14 protein-coding genes are annotated in these 15,777 nt (G+C 67.5%); 7 read left to right on the top strand and 7 right to left on the bottom strand.

Annotation, left to right across the window (positions count from 1 at the left end):
* Positions 1–200: hypothetical protein (locus VMJ70_03420; GenBank protein HTO90161.1), on the top strand; the 200-nt coding region annotated here is incomplete at its 5' end.
* Between the two features lie 64 nt (positions 201–264).
* Here the strand turns inward: VMJ70_03420 and VMJ70_03415 are convergent.
* Positions 265–1,494, bottom strand: a complete 1,230-nt coding sequence (locus VMJ70_03415; GenBank protein HTO90160.1) for a nucleoside recognition domain-containing protein — start codon at positions 1,492–1,494, stop codon at positions 265–267.
* Between the two features lie 116 nt (positions 1,495–1,610).
* On the opposite strand from VMJ70_03415, the gene VMJ70_03410 reads away from it, so the two are divergent.
* From VMJ70_03410 to VMJ70_03395, 4 genes are read left to right on the top strand one after another with little or no spacing between them, the layout of a single operon-like run.
* Complete coding sequence (locus tag VMJ70_03410) at positions 1,611–2,597, top strand: quinone oxidoreductase (protein HTO90159.1); 987 nt, start codon at positions 1,611–1,613, stop codon at positions 2,595–2,597.
* The gene (locus VMJ70_03405) at positions 2,594–3,565 is read left to right on the top strand and encodes a threonine/serine dehydratase (protein ID HTO90158.1); all 972 of its coding nucleotides are present in this window, start codon (positions 2,594–2,596) and stop codon (positions 3,563–3,565) included. Before VMJ70_03410 ends, VMJ70_03405 begins: the two co-directional genes overlap by 4 nt.
* Positions 3,562–4,566 (top strand): ornithine cyclodeaminase family protein, encoded by a 1,005-nt coding sequence (locus VMJ70_03400; GenBank protein ID HTO90157.1) that lies wholly within the window; start codon positions 3,562–3,564, stop codon positions 4,564–4,566. The genes VMJ70_03405 and VMJ70_03400 overlap by 4 nt, the downstream gene beginning before the upstream one ends.
* Entirely contained in the window at positions 4,545–5,555 is a 1,011-nt protein-coding gene (locus VMJ70_03395; protein HTO90156.1) for a pyridoxal-phosphate dependent enzyme, read from the top strand. Before VMJ70_03400 ends, VMJ70_03395 begins: the two co-directional genes overlap by 22 nt.
* Before the next feature lie 13 nt (positions 5,556–5,568).
* Here VMJ70_03395 and VMJ70_03390 read toward each other — a convergent pair whose 3' ends face one another.
* The 3 genes from VMJ70_03390 to VMJ70_03380 form a co-directional block, all read right to left on the bottom strand.
* A complete protein-coding gene (locus VMJ70_03390; protein HTO90155.1) occupies positions 5,569–6,384 on the bottom strand; it encodes a M48 family metallopeptidase in 816 nt (271 codons plus the stop codon).
* A gap of 49 nt (positions 6,385–6,433) precedes the next feature.
* The gene (locus tag VMJ70_03385; protein HTO90154.1) at positions 6,434–9,295 is read right to left on the bottom strand and encodes a DUF748 domain-containing protein; all 2,862 of its coding nucleotides are present in this window, start codon (positions 9,293–9,295) and stop codon (positions 6,434–6,436) included.
* 70 nt (positions 9,296–9,365) lie between these two features.
* Positions 9,366–11,042, bottom strand: a complete 1,677-nt coding sequence (locus tag VMJ70_03380) for a mechanosensitive ion channel family protein (GenBank protein ID HTO90153.1) — start codon at positions 11,040–11,042, stop codon at positions 9,366–9,368.
* 231 nt (positions 11,043–11,273) lie between these two features.
* On the opposite strand from VMJ70_03380, the gene VMJ70_03375 reads away from it, so the two are divergent.
* Entirely contained in the window at positions 11,274–11,963 is a 690-nt protein-coding gene (locus VMJ70_03375) for an outer membrane beta-barrel protein (GenBank protein ID HTO90152.1), read from the top strand.
* Positions 11,964–11,976: 13 nt separating this feature from the next.
* Here VMJ70_03375 and VMJ70_03370 read toward each other — a convergent pair whose 3' ends face one another.
* Both VMJ70_03370 and VMJ70_03365 read right to left on the bottom strand, forming a co-directional pair.
* A complete protein-coding gene (locus VMJ70_03370) occupies positions 11,977–13,206 on the bottom strand; it encodes a hypothetical protein (protein ID HTO90151.1) in 1,230 nt (409 codons plus the stop codon).
* A 22-nt stretch (positions 13,207–13,228) separates the two neighbouring features.
* On the bottom strand, positions 13,229–14,803 hold the full coding sequence (locus VMJ70_03365) for a DcaP family trimeric outer membrane transporter (protein ID HTO90150.1): 1,575 nt from the start codon (positions 14,801–14,803) through the stop codon (positions 13,229–13,231).
* Between the two features lie 222 nt (positions 14,804–15,025).
* On the opposite strand from VMJ70_03365, the gene VMJ70_03360 reads away from it, so the two are divergent.
* The gene (locus tag VMJ70_03360; protein ID HTO90149.1) at positions 15,026–15,472 is read left to right on the top strand and encodes a DUF2780 domain-containing protein; all 447 of its coding nucleotides are present in this window, start codon (positions 15,026–15,028) and stop codon (positions 15,470–15,472) included.
* Here VMJ70_03360 and VMJ70_03355 read toward each other — a convergent pair.
* The coding region (locus VMJ70_03355; GenBank protein HTO90148.1) for a hypothetical protein at positions 15,473–15,777 on the bottom strand (305 nt) is incomplete at its 5' end.

The raw sequence follows: 15,777 nt of genomic DNA, 5'->3' as shown, positions 1-15,777 counted from the left end.
CCGAGAACCACGACGGTGGGACTCCGGCCATGCGGCTCGGGCTGAGGGATCGGCCCCTGAGTGTCGGCGAGATCCTGAAGTGGAGGCTGTTCCCGCAGCGAGTGGGGCTGCCCCAGCCCTGGCAGGAGTACTACCGAAGAGTGGTGCCCACCAGCCCGATCCTCAATCCCCGCCAGCACTCGCTCAAGTTGGCGGTCTAGCCGAAACGAACTGGCCGGATCGGCACACTCCCGATCCGGCCGTCAACATTCTTCGCCACACAACCTACGCGAAGAAGAAGTAGCTGACGAAGATGGCCGCGATCACGCCGGTGGTCTCGGCGGCCAGCGCGCACGGCAGCGCGTAGCGCGTCTTCTTGACCCCCACCGACCCGAAATAGACCGCCAGCACGTAAAACGTGGTTTCGGTGCTGCCCTGGATCACGCACACCAGGCGCCCGACGAACGAATCGGCGCCGAAGTGCTTCATGGCATCCACCATCATGCCGCGGGCGCCGCCGCCCGAGAACGGCTTGATGAGCGCGGTCGGCATGGCGTCCACCCAGCGCGTGTCGAGTGAGAGTAGCGATACGCCGTGCCGGATCGCGCCCAGCAGTGCGTCGAGCGCGCCGCTGGCACGCAGTGCGCCCACGCCGGTCAGAATCGCGACCAGATAGGGAATGATGCCCACCGCCACGCCGAAGCCTTCCTTCGCGCCTTCGATGAAGGTCTCGTAGAGCGGTACCCTGGCCCGGGCGCCGGCCGAGAGGAAGAGCACGATCACCCCGAGCAGCAGCACGTTGGCGATCAGTCCGGACTGTCGGCTCAGCGAGTCGGCATCCAGCCGCGAGAAGTACCAGACCGCGCCGCCGACCACCGCCGTGAGTGTCGCGAACCAGCCGATCACCACGCGGTTCCAGAGATTCAGGCGCTGGACCAGCGCCGTGAGCAGGATGCCGCACATCACGCTGCAGTAGGTGGCGATCAGAATGGGCACGAAGACGTCGGTGGGATCCTTGGCGCCGAGTTGAGCGCGGAAGGTGAAGATCGAGACTGGCAACAGCGTGAGCGACGAGGCGTTGATGACCATGAACATGATCATCTCGTCGGTGGCGCGGTCGGGCTCGGGGTTGAGCGACTGCAGCTCCTTCATGGCCTTGAGACCGAGAGGCGTGGCGGCGTTGTCGAGCCCGAGCACGTTGGCGGAGAGATTCATCACGATGGCGCCGGCCGCGGGATGGCCCTCGGGGATGCCGGGAAGCAGACGGCGGAACAGCGGCGAGACCAGGCGCGCGATGCTCTCGATCACGCCGCCCCGTTCGCCGATCTTCATGACGCCGAGCCACAGGCTCATGACGCCGGTGAGCCCGATCGAAATCTCGAAGCCGGTCTTCGCCGAATCGAACAGTGACGCGACGACGTCGTGGAAGACGTCGGGCCGATGGAAGAACACCGCCTGAATGAGGGCGGCCAGGAATGCGATCAGAAAGAAGGCGGGCCAGATCCAGTTGAGCATCGTTGGGGCGGCAGGATAGTGGGCCGGAACGGTTTGGGGAAGCACGTGGTGTAGGATGCGCCGGCCGGATGCTGGCGGTGCGGGCAGCGCATCGAGGTTTCTCGCGAGGAGTCGAAGTGAAAGCGATCCGGGTGCATTCAGCGGGCGGCCCCGAACACTTGAGATACGAAGACGTGCCCGATCCCACTCCCGGAGCGGGCCAGCTGTTGCTGCGGGTCGAAGCGGCCGGCGTCAATTTCATCGAGGTCTATCAGCGCACCGGGCTCTACAAGATGCCGCTGCCGGCGACGCCGGGCGCCGAGGCCGCGGGCACCGTGCTCGCGGTCGGCGAAGGCGTCCGCGACTGGCGGGTGGGCGACGCGGTCGCCACCGTGGATGCACAGGGTTCCTATGCCGAGCGTGCTCTGGTGGCGGCCGACCGGGCGGTGGCGATCCCGCCCGGACTCGACGCGAAACGGTCGGCGGCGGTGATGCTGCAGGGCATGACCGCGCACTATCTCGCCACCTCGACCTGCCCGCTACGCGAGGGCGACACCTGCCTGGTCCACGCGGCCGCTGGAGGCGTGGGACTGCTCCTGGTCCAGATCGCCAAACTGCGCGGCGCACGCGTGATCGGCACGGTGTCGAATGCCGCCAAGGAGAAGCTGGCGCGCGAAGCGGGTGCGGACGAGGTCGTTCTCTATTCCGAACGCAACTTCGTCGCCGAGGTGAAGCGGGTGACCCATGGCGCCGGCGTGCGGGTGGTCTACGACTCTGTTGGTCGCACCACGTTCGACGACAGCCTGGCGTGCCTCGCGCCGCGGGGAATGATGGTGTTGTTCGGGCAGTCGAGCGGCCCGGTGCCGCCGTTCGATCCCCAGATCCTGAACGCGCGCGGCTCGCTGTTCCTGACGCGACCCAAGCTGCAGAACTACACCGCGACGCGCGCGGAACTCCTCGAGCGGGCCGGAGAGGTGCTGGGCTGGGTGCGGGACGGAGGGCTTCGTGACCGAATCTGGCGCGAGTTCCCGCTCGCTCAGGCCGACGACGCCCATCGCGCGCTGGAGTCGCGCGCGACGACCGGAAAGCTGCTGCTCGTGCCGGCCGAGGCGGGCGCGGCATGACCATCGCGCTCGACTCGATCCGTGCGGCCTCGGACCGGATCGGACCCTATCTCCACCGCACGCCGCTCTTCTCCTCCCGCGCCCTCGGCGCGCGCACCGGGACCACGCTCTCCTTCAAGTGCGAAAGCTTTCAGAAGACCGGCTCGTTCAAGCCGCGCGGTGCGCTCAACATCGTGCTGTCGTTGCCCGAGGAGCGCCGCGCGCGCGGATTGATCACGGTGTCTGCCGGCAATCATGCCCAGGCGGTGGCCTGGGCGGCGGGTGTCGTCGAGGTTCCCTGCGTCGTGGTCATGCCGGCCGACGCCCCGCGCGCCAAGCTCGACGCGGTGCGCGGGTACGGCGCCACCATCGTCGCGCATGAGGATCGCGCCACGCTGTTCGAGCGCCTGCGCGAGGAGGAGGCCAAGACCGGCGCCCACTTCGTCCACCCGTTCGACGATCCGGTGGGACTCGCCGGGGCCGGCACGGTGGGACTCGAAATCGTAGAGCAGCTTCCCGATGTCGAGCTGGTGGTGGTTCCGATTGGCGGCGGCGGACTAATGGCGGGCGTGACGTGCGCCGTGAAGGCGCTGAAGCCGAGCTGCCGCGTGATCGGCGTCGAGCTGGCCGAGGGCCCCGGCATGTCCCCCGCGCTTGCGGCGGGCAAGCCGGTGCCCGTGAAGCGCCCGAGGACGCTGGCCGACGGGCTGACGCCGCCGTTCGTCGGGAACCTTCCGCTCGAGGTCGCGCGCCAGCTGCTCGATGGAATCGTCACGGTCACCGAAGCCGAGATTCTCGCCGCCCTGCGCGAGCTGGTGATGCGCGCCAAGCTCTACGTCGAGGGTTCGGGCGCCGCCGCCACCGCCGCGCTGCTGGCGGGAAGGATCGCCCATGCCCCGGGCGATCGAGTGGTGAGCATCGTTTCGGGCGGCAACATGGACCCGGCGCGCCTGGGAGAGGTGTTCGCGGAAGCGGGGGTCGGCGCGTGAAGGTGCTGTTCCTCAACGAGGCGGGCGTCCACCAGCTCCTGCCGATGACGGCCTGCGTGCCGCTGATGCGCGAGACGCTCTCGACGCTCGCGCGCGGCGACGCGGTCTTGCCGCTCCGCAACATGGTGCGCCTGCCGGATGGCTCGGGAATCCTCGGCCTGATGCCCGGATACCTCGGCAAGCCCGAGAGCTTCGGGCTCAAGGTGGTCTCGGTGATGCCGGGCAACCACGGCACGGCCTACGATTCGCACCAGGGCGTGGTGATGCTGTTCGGGGTGAAGCACGGCGAGCCGCTCGCGATTCTCGACGCGACCGCGATCACCGCGATTCGCACCGCGGCGGTGTCGGGCGCCGCGACCCAGGCCCTCGCGCGCGCCGACGCCGGGGATCTCGCCATGCTCGGCTCGGGGGTTCAGGCGCACACGCATCTGGCCGCGATGGCCGCGGTGCGGCGGCTGCGCCGGGTCCGCGTGTGGAGTCGAACGCGCGCCCACGCCGAGAGCTTCGCGGCCCGCGAGGGCGGCACGCTGCCGGGCGGCGTGCCGGTCGAACTCGCCGCCAGCGCGGAGGATGCGGTGCGCGGTGCGGATCTGATCTGCACCACCACCGCCGCGAAGCTGCCGATCCTGGAAGGTCGGTGGATCGCTCCCGGCGCCCACGTCAACGCGGTCGGCGCGTGCTTCGCCGGAACGCGCGAGCTCGACGCCGAAGCGGTCCGTCGCTCGCGTTTCTTCACCGATCGCCGCGAATCGTGCCTGAACGAGGCCGGCGATTTCCTGATCGCGCGGCAGGAGGGGGCGATCACCGACGCCCACCTGCTGGGCGAGCTGGGCGACATCTTTCTCGGCCGACTGGAAGGGCGGCGCTCATCCGAGGACATCACGGTCTTCGAATCGCTCGGCATCGCGGTCGAGGATCTGGCCTCGGCGCACCTTCTGCTCGAGCGAGCGCGCGCCACCGGCGCCGGCACCTGGCTCGAATGGGGCGGGCCGCCGAGCTGAAACTCTCGCCGCCGACGCTCGACGAGCTGCGCGCGGCCCGCGACCGCGTCTCCGGCCATATCGTGCGCACGCCGCTGCTGCGCCTGCCACCGCTGCCGGGCGAGCCCGAGCTGTGGCTCAAGCTCGAGACGCTCCAGCCGATCGGCTCGTTCAAGCTTCGTGGCGCCGCGAACGCGCTGGGCCGCGTTGCTGCCGAGTCGCTGGCGCGCGGCGTGTACACGGCCAGCGCCGGCAACATGGCGCAGGGCGTGGCATGGTGCGCGCGGGCGATGGGGGTGCCGTGCACGGTGGTGGTGCCCGACCACGCTCCGCGCGCCAAGCTCGAGGCGGTCGAACGGCTCGGCGCTCGGATCGTGCCGGTGCCCTTCGCGCGCTGGTGGCAGGTGATGGTGGAGCGCCGCTACGAAGGGCTGGAGGGACATTTCGTCCACCCGGTGAGCGACCCCGACGTGATTGCCGGCAACGGCACGCTCGGGCTCGAGCTGCTCGAGGATCTTCCGGGCCTCGCCAACGTGCTGGTGCCCTACGGCGGCGGCGGGCTGTCGTGCGGCGTCGCTGCCGCGCTGCGCGCCGCGGGGTCGAGCGCCCAAGTGTTCGGCTGCGAGGTCGAGACCGCGGCTCCGCTCTCCGCCTCGTTCCGCGCTCGCGAGCCCCGGACCATCGATTACCGCGCGAGCTTCGTGGATGGCATCGGCGGCCGGAGTCTGCTGGAGGAAATGTGGCCGCTCGCCTCCACGCTGCTGGCCGGAGCGCTGTTGGTCTCGCTCGAAGAGATCGCGGCCGCGATTCGGCTGCTCGTCGCCCGGGTGCGCGTGGTGGCGGAGGGCGCGGGGGCCGCCGGAGTGGCCGCGGCGCTCTCCGGCCGCCCGGCAACCGGACTCGGGGGCGATTCGATCGCGCGGTCGGGCGGCCCGACGGTGTGCGTTGTCTCCGGCGGCAACATCGACGTCGGGAAGCTGGCGACGATCCTGGAAGGGCGGCTCCCCTGATCCGAGCGAGACGCTAGGGCTTCCTGTAGTAGGTCATCGCTTCGGGCAGCTCCTTCTTGATGTCGTCGATGCGCCGCTGATCCGAGGGGTGCGTGCTCAGCAGCTCGGGCGGCTTCCCGCCGCCGGCCGTCGCCATGCGCTGCCAGAAAGTCACGGCTTCATTCGGGTCGTAGCCGGCCATCGCCATCAGAACGAGGCCGATGTGGTCGGCTTCGCTCTCCTGGGTGCGGTTGAAGGGGAGCAGCGCGCCGTACTGCGCGCCGGCGCCGAACGCCGTCATCCACAGTTGCTGGGTCTGCTGGGGATGACTTTGCAGTGCCGCGCCGAGCGCCACGCCGCCCATTTGCGCCATCAGACTCTGGCTCATGCGCTCGTTGCCGTGCTGGGCGATGGCGTGCCCGATCTCGTGTCCGAGCACCACCGCCAGCCCGGCTTCGGTCTTGGTGACGGGAAGGATGCCGGTGTACACGACGACTTTTCCGCCCGGCATGCACCAGGCGTTTACTTCGTTGCTCTCGACCAGATGGAATTCCCAATGGAATCCCTTGATCTTGTCGCCCAGTCCTTTCGAGTCCATGTAGCGCTCGACGGCGTGCTGGATGTTGGTGCCGACCTTGACCACCAGCGCCTTGCCCTCGGCATCGTCGCTCTCCTGGTTGGTCTTGAGGAAGTCGGAGTACTGCGACTCGCTCATCGAGAGCATCTCGGATTGGGGTATCAAATTGAGCTGGTGCCGGCCGGTGACCGGCACGGTCGCGCAGGAGGGCAGCAACACCAGGATCGAGCCGATCGCGAGCGAATGAACGCTGAAGCGGGAAGGGGCACTCATGGCCATGACCTCAGGTCGTGGGGTGGGTGAACGCGAGCGAAAGCTAACGCTAGCGGCTATCGAGCGCCAGCTTGAGCCTCACGGTCGGGCCGGCGATGTGCTCCGGTTCGCCGGCGTCCACCACGAACACCTGCCCGGCGTCGACGCCGTTCGCCACCAGCTGATCCTTGAGCGCGAGCGCGCGCGCCTGACCGAGGCGTGTGAGATCGCCGGGATCGAGCCGCAGCGCGGCCTTGAGTCGCTGCTCCATGTCGGTGATCCGCGCCTGTTGGGCAGCGACCAGCAGCGTGTCCACCTCGCCCTTCTTGAGTTTGGGCCCGGTGTGGGTCACGGGTGGCGGCGCCGAGCCGAACTGGGCGACGTAGAGCTTCTCCACCGCACGCGATCGCGGGTCGGCTCCGCCGGAGGACGGGCCGCCTCGCCGCGCGGCCTCGGCCTGCATGGCATCGCGCAGTCTCTGTTCGTATGCAGCCGTCACCAGCGCCACCGAATCGGCCAGCGCGTCGTAGCCGGCGGGAATGTCGAGGCGGAGCCCCGGCCGCTCGGTGAGCGCCTTCCCGAGCTGATCGAGTCGCGTGACTTGGGAGCTGTCCACCACGCTGCTGCCGGCCGCGAACTCGATCACGTCGAGTTGCTCCTCCGAGCCACCAAACAACGCGCCCAGCGCCTTGAACGGCGAGGTGACCGCCTTGGTCACCAGGTTGGTCAGCACCTTGAGGATCACGCGTCCAATGCTGAACTTGGGATCGTCGAGACTGCCCTTCACCGGCAGATCGAGGTCGATATTGCCGTCCTTGTCCTTGAGCAGCGCGATCGCGAAACGCACCGGCAGATGAGTGGCCTCGGGGCTGTCGACCTTGTCGCCCAGGGTGAGCTGCTCCATCAGGATCTTGTTCGAGCCCTGCAGCTGCCGGCCGTCGACCACGTAATGGAGATCGAGCGAGAGCTTGCCGCGTTCGATGCGGTAGCCCATGAACTTTCCCGAGTAGGGCGTGAAGGTGGTGAGCTCAATGTGCTTGAAGGACAGACTCATGTCGGTGTGTCCGCCCTTCGAGAGCGGATTGAAGGCGCCCTCCACCCGGACCGGCGCGTAGCGATCCACCTGGCCGTCGAGCGCGATCTCGCCGCCGGATTCCTGGAACGAGGACAGGCCCTTGATCGAGCCGTTCAGCGCCTCGATCCCGGTGGTGAAGGCCGGGCGCAACGAGAGGTCGGAGAAGTAGGCCGAGCCGTCCTTGATGTTCACGAGATCGATCTTCGCGCGCAGGGTGTCGGTCGAGTCGGTGCTGAACGACGAGTAGCCGGCCGCCGAATCCGGCGGCAGAGCCACGGTGGCCAGGTTTGGGATCCGATCGGGGCCGACCACCACGCGGATGAATCCGCCCTCGACGTCGACCTGCCTGGTCTCGATCGCCGAGGGCATCACGTCGTACCTGAGCGCGTTGAGTCTGAGCGATCGCCAGCTGAGCAGTTCCTGGCGAAGTTTCCGGTCCACGCTCTTGAAGCCGTCGACGCTGGCGCTGCCTTCGTAGCGCAGCAGCGGTCCCTTCGGGCCGAAGGTATTGAATCGGAGCCGGCCCTTGCCGTTCGCGTCTCCGCCCAGGATCACGACGCGGTTCAGGTGATTCATGTAGGGCTGGGTGGAGCGCAGCGGGAATCGCTTCACCTCGACCTGCAGGTCGGCGGAAGGGCCGGTGAGGCCAATCGCACCGCTGGCGCTGCAGTCCCCGCTGTCGAAGATTTTCGCGCGGGCGCTCGTCAGTCGGCCGACGGCGTGGGGTTCAGTGCTCAGATCGGCGAGCGCCGCCTCGACGTCGTTCAGTTCGAAGGTCGCAGGCGGACCGACCTGGCGATCCTCGAAGCTCACCTGCAATCCGTGCGCTCCGATGCCCTGAACATGCGTGATCCATGGCGGCACCGTGGTGTCGGGCGCCGTCGCCCAGGCCTCGAGATTCAGGTGATGGTTGCGCTCCATCCACAATGAGACGTGACCGCCGTCGACCGCGATCGAATCGAGCGTGACTCGCGAGTGGTTGACGTCCACGCTGCCGCCCAGCAGCCGGGCTCGCTGGAGCACGATGAAGGTGGTGTCGGCGGCGCGATTGGCGAGGGTCCAGTCGCGCAGCTCGGCCCGCAGGTCTTCCAGCCCGACCGACATCGGATGGTCGCGCGCGTCGACGTGATAGCGCGTCGCGAAATCAGCGTCGCCCGACGGCATGGAAAACGGGATCGCCGTGCCGGCCAGGCTGGTGAGCGTCTTGGCCTTCACGTTCTTGAGCTCGAGCAAACCCTCTGAATGAAAGGGAGCGAGCACGAACTTCGCCTCCCAGTGCAGGCTCTCGCCCCGGACGGTGGCGGCGCGCAGCGAGAATTCGTTTCGCGCCCCGCGCCGGGTGCGCAGATCCATGAGGGTGAGATCCACCGGCTTCGCGCCCATCTGCAACGGCGGGGTGCGCGAGGGATCGGCAAACGAGATCGCCCCGTCGGTGATCAGCAGTTGCTTCACGTGCAGGGGAGGCGGCTGAACCGTGGTGTCCACTTTGGTGCTGTCGGGGCGGATCAGCTCCGCCACGTCCAACGCGCCGCCGGGACGCATCTCGACCGCGAGCAACGGTCGATCGAGTCGGAGCCGCGCCAGCGTCAGACCGCGATCGATCAGGGACCCGAGCGGATCGAAGCGAACGTAGAAGTCCTCGAAGCCGAGGACGCGCTGCCCGTCGGCGCGCTCGAGCGAGAATCCCTCGACGTGCATCGAGAGGTTGAGCGGGTTGACACGCACGCGTTTCAGCTCGGGCGCGCGCGTCAGCCTCTCGGAGGCGCCCCGCAGGATCGCGCCACGCACCAGGCCGGGCGCGACCCAGAAGCCGAAGCCGAGGTAGAGCACCACAACCGCCGTGACGGCGATGAACACCGCGATCGGGATGCGCGATAGGAACTTCAGTGGGCGGAGCTCCTCTGACGGCGCAGGGTCGAATCGGCGACTAGGGTTGCGGCGGCGGGGCGGCGGGCGCCGGCGACGCGAACCACCTGGACTTCGGCACGACTTTAGCGGACTGCGGGTCCGCGACGTAGGCCGGCGTCATGATCTGGACGTTGTGCTCGTTGAAGATGTCGAGGATGTTGCGATGCATCTCGGCGTACATCGCGAGGATCCGGGTGGCGTCGGAGGTGTAGGCGTTCAGCTCGTAATTGATTGCGAAATCGCCAAGCTCGCGCTGAAGCACGAAGGGCGGCGGATCCTTCGCCACTCCCTGAGTGCGATCGGCCGCCAATTTGAGCATGGCCTCGACCTGGCGCCACGGGGTCTCGTAGCCGATTCCCACGTTGGTGTGCAGGATCAGGCCCTGCTTCCGCGCCAGCGCGCTGTAGTTGATCACCTTGCTGTTCATGATCAGCGAATTGGGAAGGATGATCTCCTCGTTCTTGGGAGAGCGCAGGTGAGTCACCGTCACCCGGATCTCCACGACTTCTCCGAACTGGTTGTCGATCAATACGCGGTCACCCACCCGAAACGCACGCCGGTAGATCATGGTGTAACCGGAGAGAAGATTACCGATCACCGAAGTCGAGCCGAGTGAGACCAGCACCCCGACGAAGATCGAGACGCCCTTGAAGGCCTCGGTGTTCGAACCGGGGATGAACGGGTAGGCCACCACCACCGCGAACAGCAGCACGACGGTTCGAGCGATGCGATAGGTTGGCCAGGCCCAATCGGGATCGAAACCCTTGAAGGTGATGGCCTCGCGCTGGATCGCCTCCGCCAGAAACGCCAGCAGGCGCAGCAGCACCCGGGTGATCAAGGCGAGCACCAGCAGGAACATGAAGTCCGGGAGCGACGCGACCAGCCCCGCGCCGAGCGTGCGGAGCGGCGTCATGATGTAGCCGAGCAGATTGTTGGCGGCCTCTCGCGTCCAGGGGAAGAGGCCGAGCACCCGTTCCAGGTAGACCACCACCAGCAGCGAACCCACCAGCCATTCCGCCACGCTCATCAGGTTGTCCACCGCGGTCCATACGCGGCGCGTCTGCTCGAGCTGGACGTCCGTGCGCCGCAACGTGGAGACGCGTCTCTGGAACAGGCCCTGCAGCAGCCGCGTCACGCGCCGGCGCGCCCACAGCAGGACCGCCAGGATCACGACGAGCAGCGCGCTGATCACGATTGCGCTGATCGTGGCCTTGAGCAGGCTTTGCGGGGTTCGCTCCTCCCGGTAACTCTGGATCGCGGCGCGGATGCGCGTCAGACACTGCCTGGCGAGCTGAGGCGACGTCAGTCGCTCGAGCCGCGCATCGGCCTCGGTGATCGTCACCAGCGGGCGCTCCTCGACCACGATCTGGCTGCCCGAGGGATTCTCGACGATGGTCAAGCTATCGGGCGAGACCGAGGTGTCGGCGGCCGCGCTGCTGATGCGATCCGAGATGTTGCGTGCGCGGTCTTCGGCGGTGGTGGTGGCCGCACCGTGCACCCTGAACAGCACGCGGCCATCCACTCGAACCTCGGCGATGCCGAAGTCGGCGTCGCGGCCGGCGGGAGCCGCGGGGGCGGGCGGCGAGGTCGCGGCCTCGGCCCGGGCCGAAGTCGCGAAACCCCGCGCCGGGAGCGCGAGCAGCGCCGCGAGCGCGGTCCATTCCAGCATGCGCGACGGCCTGAACTCGCGAGCCATTGCGAAGCGCCTCGTGTCAGCGACGTGTTCGGCTTCCGAGACCGGGCAGCATAGCCGGATGGGCGCTGTCCTGCACGCGAGCTTCCGCGAGGCGACAGGTCTCGCGCGGCGCAGCTCTTGACGAGGCACGAGCCTGCGTCTTAAATCACGCGTCGTCACGCCCGCCGCGCGGATTCGCGCGGTGCCTGGAGTTTCGAGTCCGTCCCGGCCGGGGGAAGTGGGAGGAGGGTCATGCGCGCCACGATCGGTCTTCGCTCAATGCTCGTTCCGGCTGGCCTGTTGCTCGTTTCCGCGCTCGCGCCCGCCCTCGCCTCGGCGCAGAACATGTACCAGCACAAGGGCACATTCGTTCTCGGCGGCGGAATGAACGCCCCGGTCGGAGAGATCAATCCCTACCTGAACTCGAGCGGATCGTTCTACTTCGGCGGTGGCCGGAATCTCAACCGGAGATTCGCGCTCCAGGTGGAGTACACGCACAACTGGCTGGCGGTCGACGACGCGGTGATTCAGCGCGCGGCCGACGAAACCCAGGACTCCACGCAGATCCAGAACGCCCACGCCAGCCTCTGGTCGGTCACGCTGAACGGCGTGCTGCGGTTTCGCGAGGACACCGACGTCGTGCCCTGGATCACCGCCGGCGGCGGCTACTACAAGCGCAATCTGATCCTGACCGCGAATGCGCTGGTCTACTACCCGCCGATCTGGGACCCCTGGTGGGGCTGGATCGACGGGGGCTGGGGCCCGGGACAGGCGGTGGTGGGCCAGCGGGCGAGCTCCGGGTTCGGATTCAACGTGGGCGGAGGCATCGACTTCGAGATCGAGAATGGCGCGTCGCTGTTCCTCGAGGCCCGCTATCACATGGCGTTCATGGATGCCGTCAACATGCAGATCGTACCGGTGATGGCCGGCATTCGATGGTAGAAGCGGCGCGCGCTCAGAACACCTCCTGCGTGCCGAGATACAACCCGTTCGAATCCTCGTTTCCCCAGCCGTAGTCGAGCGTGAGATTGGTGCGGGTGCGCTTGATGAACTTGATGCGCAGACCCAGGCCGATTCCAGGATCCAGCGGCCCGAAATTGCCGGCCGGCAGAGTGCTGCCGGTGGCGTTCACGAAGACCACGCCGCCGAACAGCTCGTCCTTGGTGAACAGATAGCGGTACTCGACCTCCTGATAGATCTGATTCGGGGCGCGCAGGCGTCCCTGCACGTAGCCACGCCCGCTCTTCCCGTAGGTGTCCCAGCCGATCGCGGGCAGATCGAGATAGGGAGCGTGGCCGAACGTCATCCACAGCGAGCTCCATAGCGCCAGCACGCTGCGGCTGCCCTTCGGCAGGATCGGATAGGCGCGAAAATCGCTGATCAGCTCCTGCCAGTCGTCATCGCTGCCCAGACCCTTGGAGTAGAAACGAAGACTGGCGTTCCAGTAGAGGCCCCGGCGCGTGAAGATCGGACTGTCTCGGCTGTCGATCAGCACGTTGCCCGAGAATCCCGAGGACAGGGTGATTTTCGGGTAGCCGCGACTGTAGATCAGGAAGGGGGTGGTCTCGCCGGCGTCGGCGCGCGTGTCCGTGACGTCGAAGTGCTCGTTGTAGTGGTAGCCCAGCCCGACGTAGAGGTGACCCGACGTCTGGCGGTAGATGGTTTCGTAGAATCGCCACATCTTGAAGTCCATCGGGAACTTTCCGATCTGGGCGTCGGTGGGTCCGAGTCCGTAGGTGGGCTGCGAGGTGTCGAGATATCGGAAGTCACCCTTGAAGTTCCAGCGGTTGCCGGGCACCCAGGCGTCGGACTTGAGCTGGATGTTGAGCTGGTGCTGGGTCGAGTAAGTCGCGTTGAGCGCGAATACCGAAACCTTCGTGATCCTGGGGTCGCCGAACCAGCCACCGGCGCTCGCGCCGACGCCGGCGTAGACGCCGTAGGCCGGGTTGTAGCCGATCGAGGGCAGTGCCACCACCGACAGGCCGGGACGGGGTTGCAGCTCCGCTTCGGTTTTGATCCGGGTATGTCCGAGCAGGTCGGAGAGCACGTCGCCGATGTCGCGGAGCTGGCTCATCGGCGGCTCTCCGGCCTGGTATTGGGAGGCCAGGGAATCCGCGGGCAAGGGTGGCGCATCCTGGGCCATGCCGACGCGCGGCGCCGCAGCCAACGCGATCAGGGCCAGCACGCCTCGCCTCCGGGCGGCCGCGCTAGAAGTTGATGATCGAGACAATCTGGACCTGATTCGCGGACGCACGCTGGCCATCCTTGTTCTCGCGCGTGCCGTAGAGGTACTCGAGTCCGACGTCGATGCGAGAGTTGGGCGAGATGATCACGTTGCCGGCGATGCGGTCGGTGGAGCGATAGGCGCTGGGCGGCTGGAAGTCCAGATTGTCGACGCCGACCACGCTCCACAGCAGGCACGAGCGGAACCTGAGCCGCGACAAGTCCTGCCAGTTGTTCCACTCGTGCTCGTAGTCCACGTACCAGCCGAACACCGGCAGCGGTTTCAGCTCGCCGGTGGAGGGATTGACCACCGCATCGGATCCGCCCAGCGAGTTCAGGTCATTGACGTAGCGTGCGATTCCCCTTCCGCCGTTGGCCTGGAACACCAGACGATCCTTGGGCCCGTGCTTGGGAATCATGACGACGCCGCTCACGCTGGCGCCCCAGCCCTGATCGCTGACCACTTTGCCGGGAAAGCTGTCGGGCTGGACACGGAGCTGGCGCAGCACCGCCGCGAGCTGAAGGTGTCCGCCCTTCGAGTCGGAACGGACGCCGCGCACCACCAGGTCGGGGACCAGGTTGACGCCCTGCCCGCCCGAAGCCGAGACCAGCGGCGTCTCTGCGGCGAACGCCCAGCGCGTGCCCTTCGAATTGCGGAGCCAGTACCGCACCTGCGGCTGGCGAATCACGTTTTCGCTGCTCAAACCCTCGAAGTCGAGATCCTGCGGCTGAGTCTCGGGATCGGAGAACGTGGACCAGGTCTGGCCGACGATGACGCCCTGATACTGGGCGTAGGCATGGCGAAGGCGAAATGCGTTCGACGTCCCGGCGGTGCCGGCGAAGTCGCCCTCAATGAAGCTGCGCACCTGGCCCGCGCCACCCGGGGTGCGAAATTCGAAATTGAGCCGGCTGGTGCGCGCGGAGAAATTGACGCGGCGCGCTTCACCGGCGACCTGGGTCACGGCGACCGGGATCGAGTTGGTCAGGAACCGATCGTCGGTGCCGAGCGGATTGAGGGTCAGCACGTACGAAGCACGTACGCGGCCGCCGAACTTGATCGCGGCGTCCGAGCCCGGAATCCGGATCCCGCCCGGAAAATCGGCGGAAATCGTGTCGGGCGGCAGCTCGGGCGGCTGGGCGGCCTCGGTCTCGACTTCCTTGAGGCGCTTCTCGAGCGCCGCTCGATAGGCGGAATCCGGCATCTGCGCGCGGAAGAAATCGATCTGCTGCTGAAGGTCGTGGATCGACTGCTGAGTCGCCGCGATGTCCTGCCGCAGTGAGTCCACGCCGGCGTTCTGCCGATCGATGACCCGTGACTGCTCGTCGAGCCGGGCCTGGGCCTGATCGAGGCGCCGCTGCTGCGCCGAGATCGTGTCCTGCAGCGCCGAGATCCTGGCCGCGTTGGGATCGCGCTTCGGTTTGGCCGCGGGCCGCGAAGTCGCCGGTCTTGCCGTGGAGGGCGAAGCTGGGGCGGAATTCGCAACGAATGCCCCGCCTGCGCTCGTCCAGGCGAGCGATGCCAGCAGGATCAGCGCGAACCGTGGAGTCGGACGGCGCAAGCGTACCTCGGAGACGGGCCGCGAGCCTCGCGGCGATCCGGACTTCGGAGTCCGGCGGAAAGTAACATAGCGACTGGACGCCCCGGTCCCGGGCGCGATCGCGCCGCCACCCCCCGGACGCCTGTGCTAGCCTCCGCGACCCGCGAAGCTCGCGCGCGACTCACGACGAGGCGCGCCGCATGTCGCTCGGCACCACGGAAGGGTCCATCCAGGAGTCGCGCCATGAAACGCACGGTCGTCACCCTCTCGATGCTCGCGATGCTGGTCTCCACCGGCTGCACCAAGAACTCGACCTCCTCCGCCATGTCGTCGGTGACCTCACTGGCCAGCAATCCGCTGATCTCGAGCCTCACCAGCAGTCTCGGGCTCAGCGCCACTCAGGCGATCGGCGGCGCCGGCGCTCTGCTCGGCCTCGCGCAGAAGAATCTGGCCGGCGCCGACTGGTCGAAGGTCGCGGGCGCGATTCCCGGCGCCAGCTCGCTGATCTCCGAGGCCAAGTCGCTCGGCGGCATCTCGAAGTTCACGGATCTCGCCGGATTGTCGAGCGCGTTCTCGAAGATGGGATTGACCGGCGATCAGGTGAAGTCGGTGTCTTCGGGATTGACGGACTTCGTGTCGAAAGCGGCGGGCCCCGATCTCGGCACCAAGCTGGCCGGAGCGATCAAGTAGCTAGAAAGTGATCTTCCAGCCCAGCGAGGCGGTGGTGATCAGCTCATGCACCTGCGCCCCGGTCGGAGTGGGTTTGCCGTCCGGGCGCGCGGGCAGCGCGGGCGCCGCCTGACTTCCGAACGCGGTAGTGAGGCCGAAGGCGAAGTCCGATCGCCACGCATGCAGCGTGGCGCCGATCGTGACGTGGTTGAGATTCCAGCTGGTGATCGAAGCGCCGGGCTCCTGCCCCACGTCTCGTGCGCTCCGATCCGTGTGGTAGCTGGCGAACCCCGCCAGGATCGGATTGAAGTCATGCTCGAGTCCAA

Source organism: Candidatus Sulfotelmatobacter sp., from assembly GCA_035498555.1.
Lineage (GTDB): Bacteria > Eisenbacteria > RBG-16-71-46 > RBG-16-71-46 > RBG-16-71-46 > DATKAB01.
Note: the sequence above shows the minus strand (reverse complement) of the source record. Positions and strands in the feature narration are given on the sequence as shown.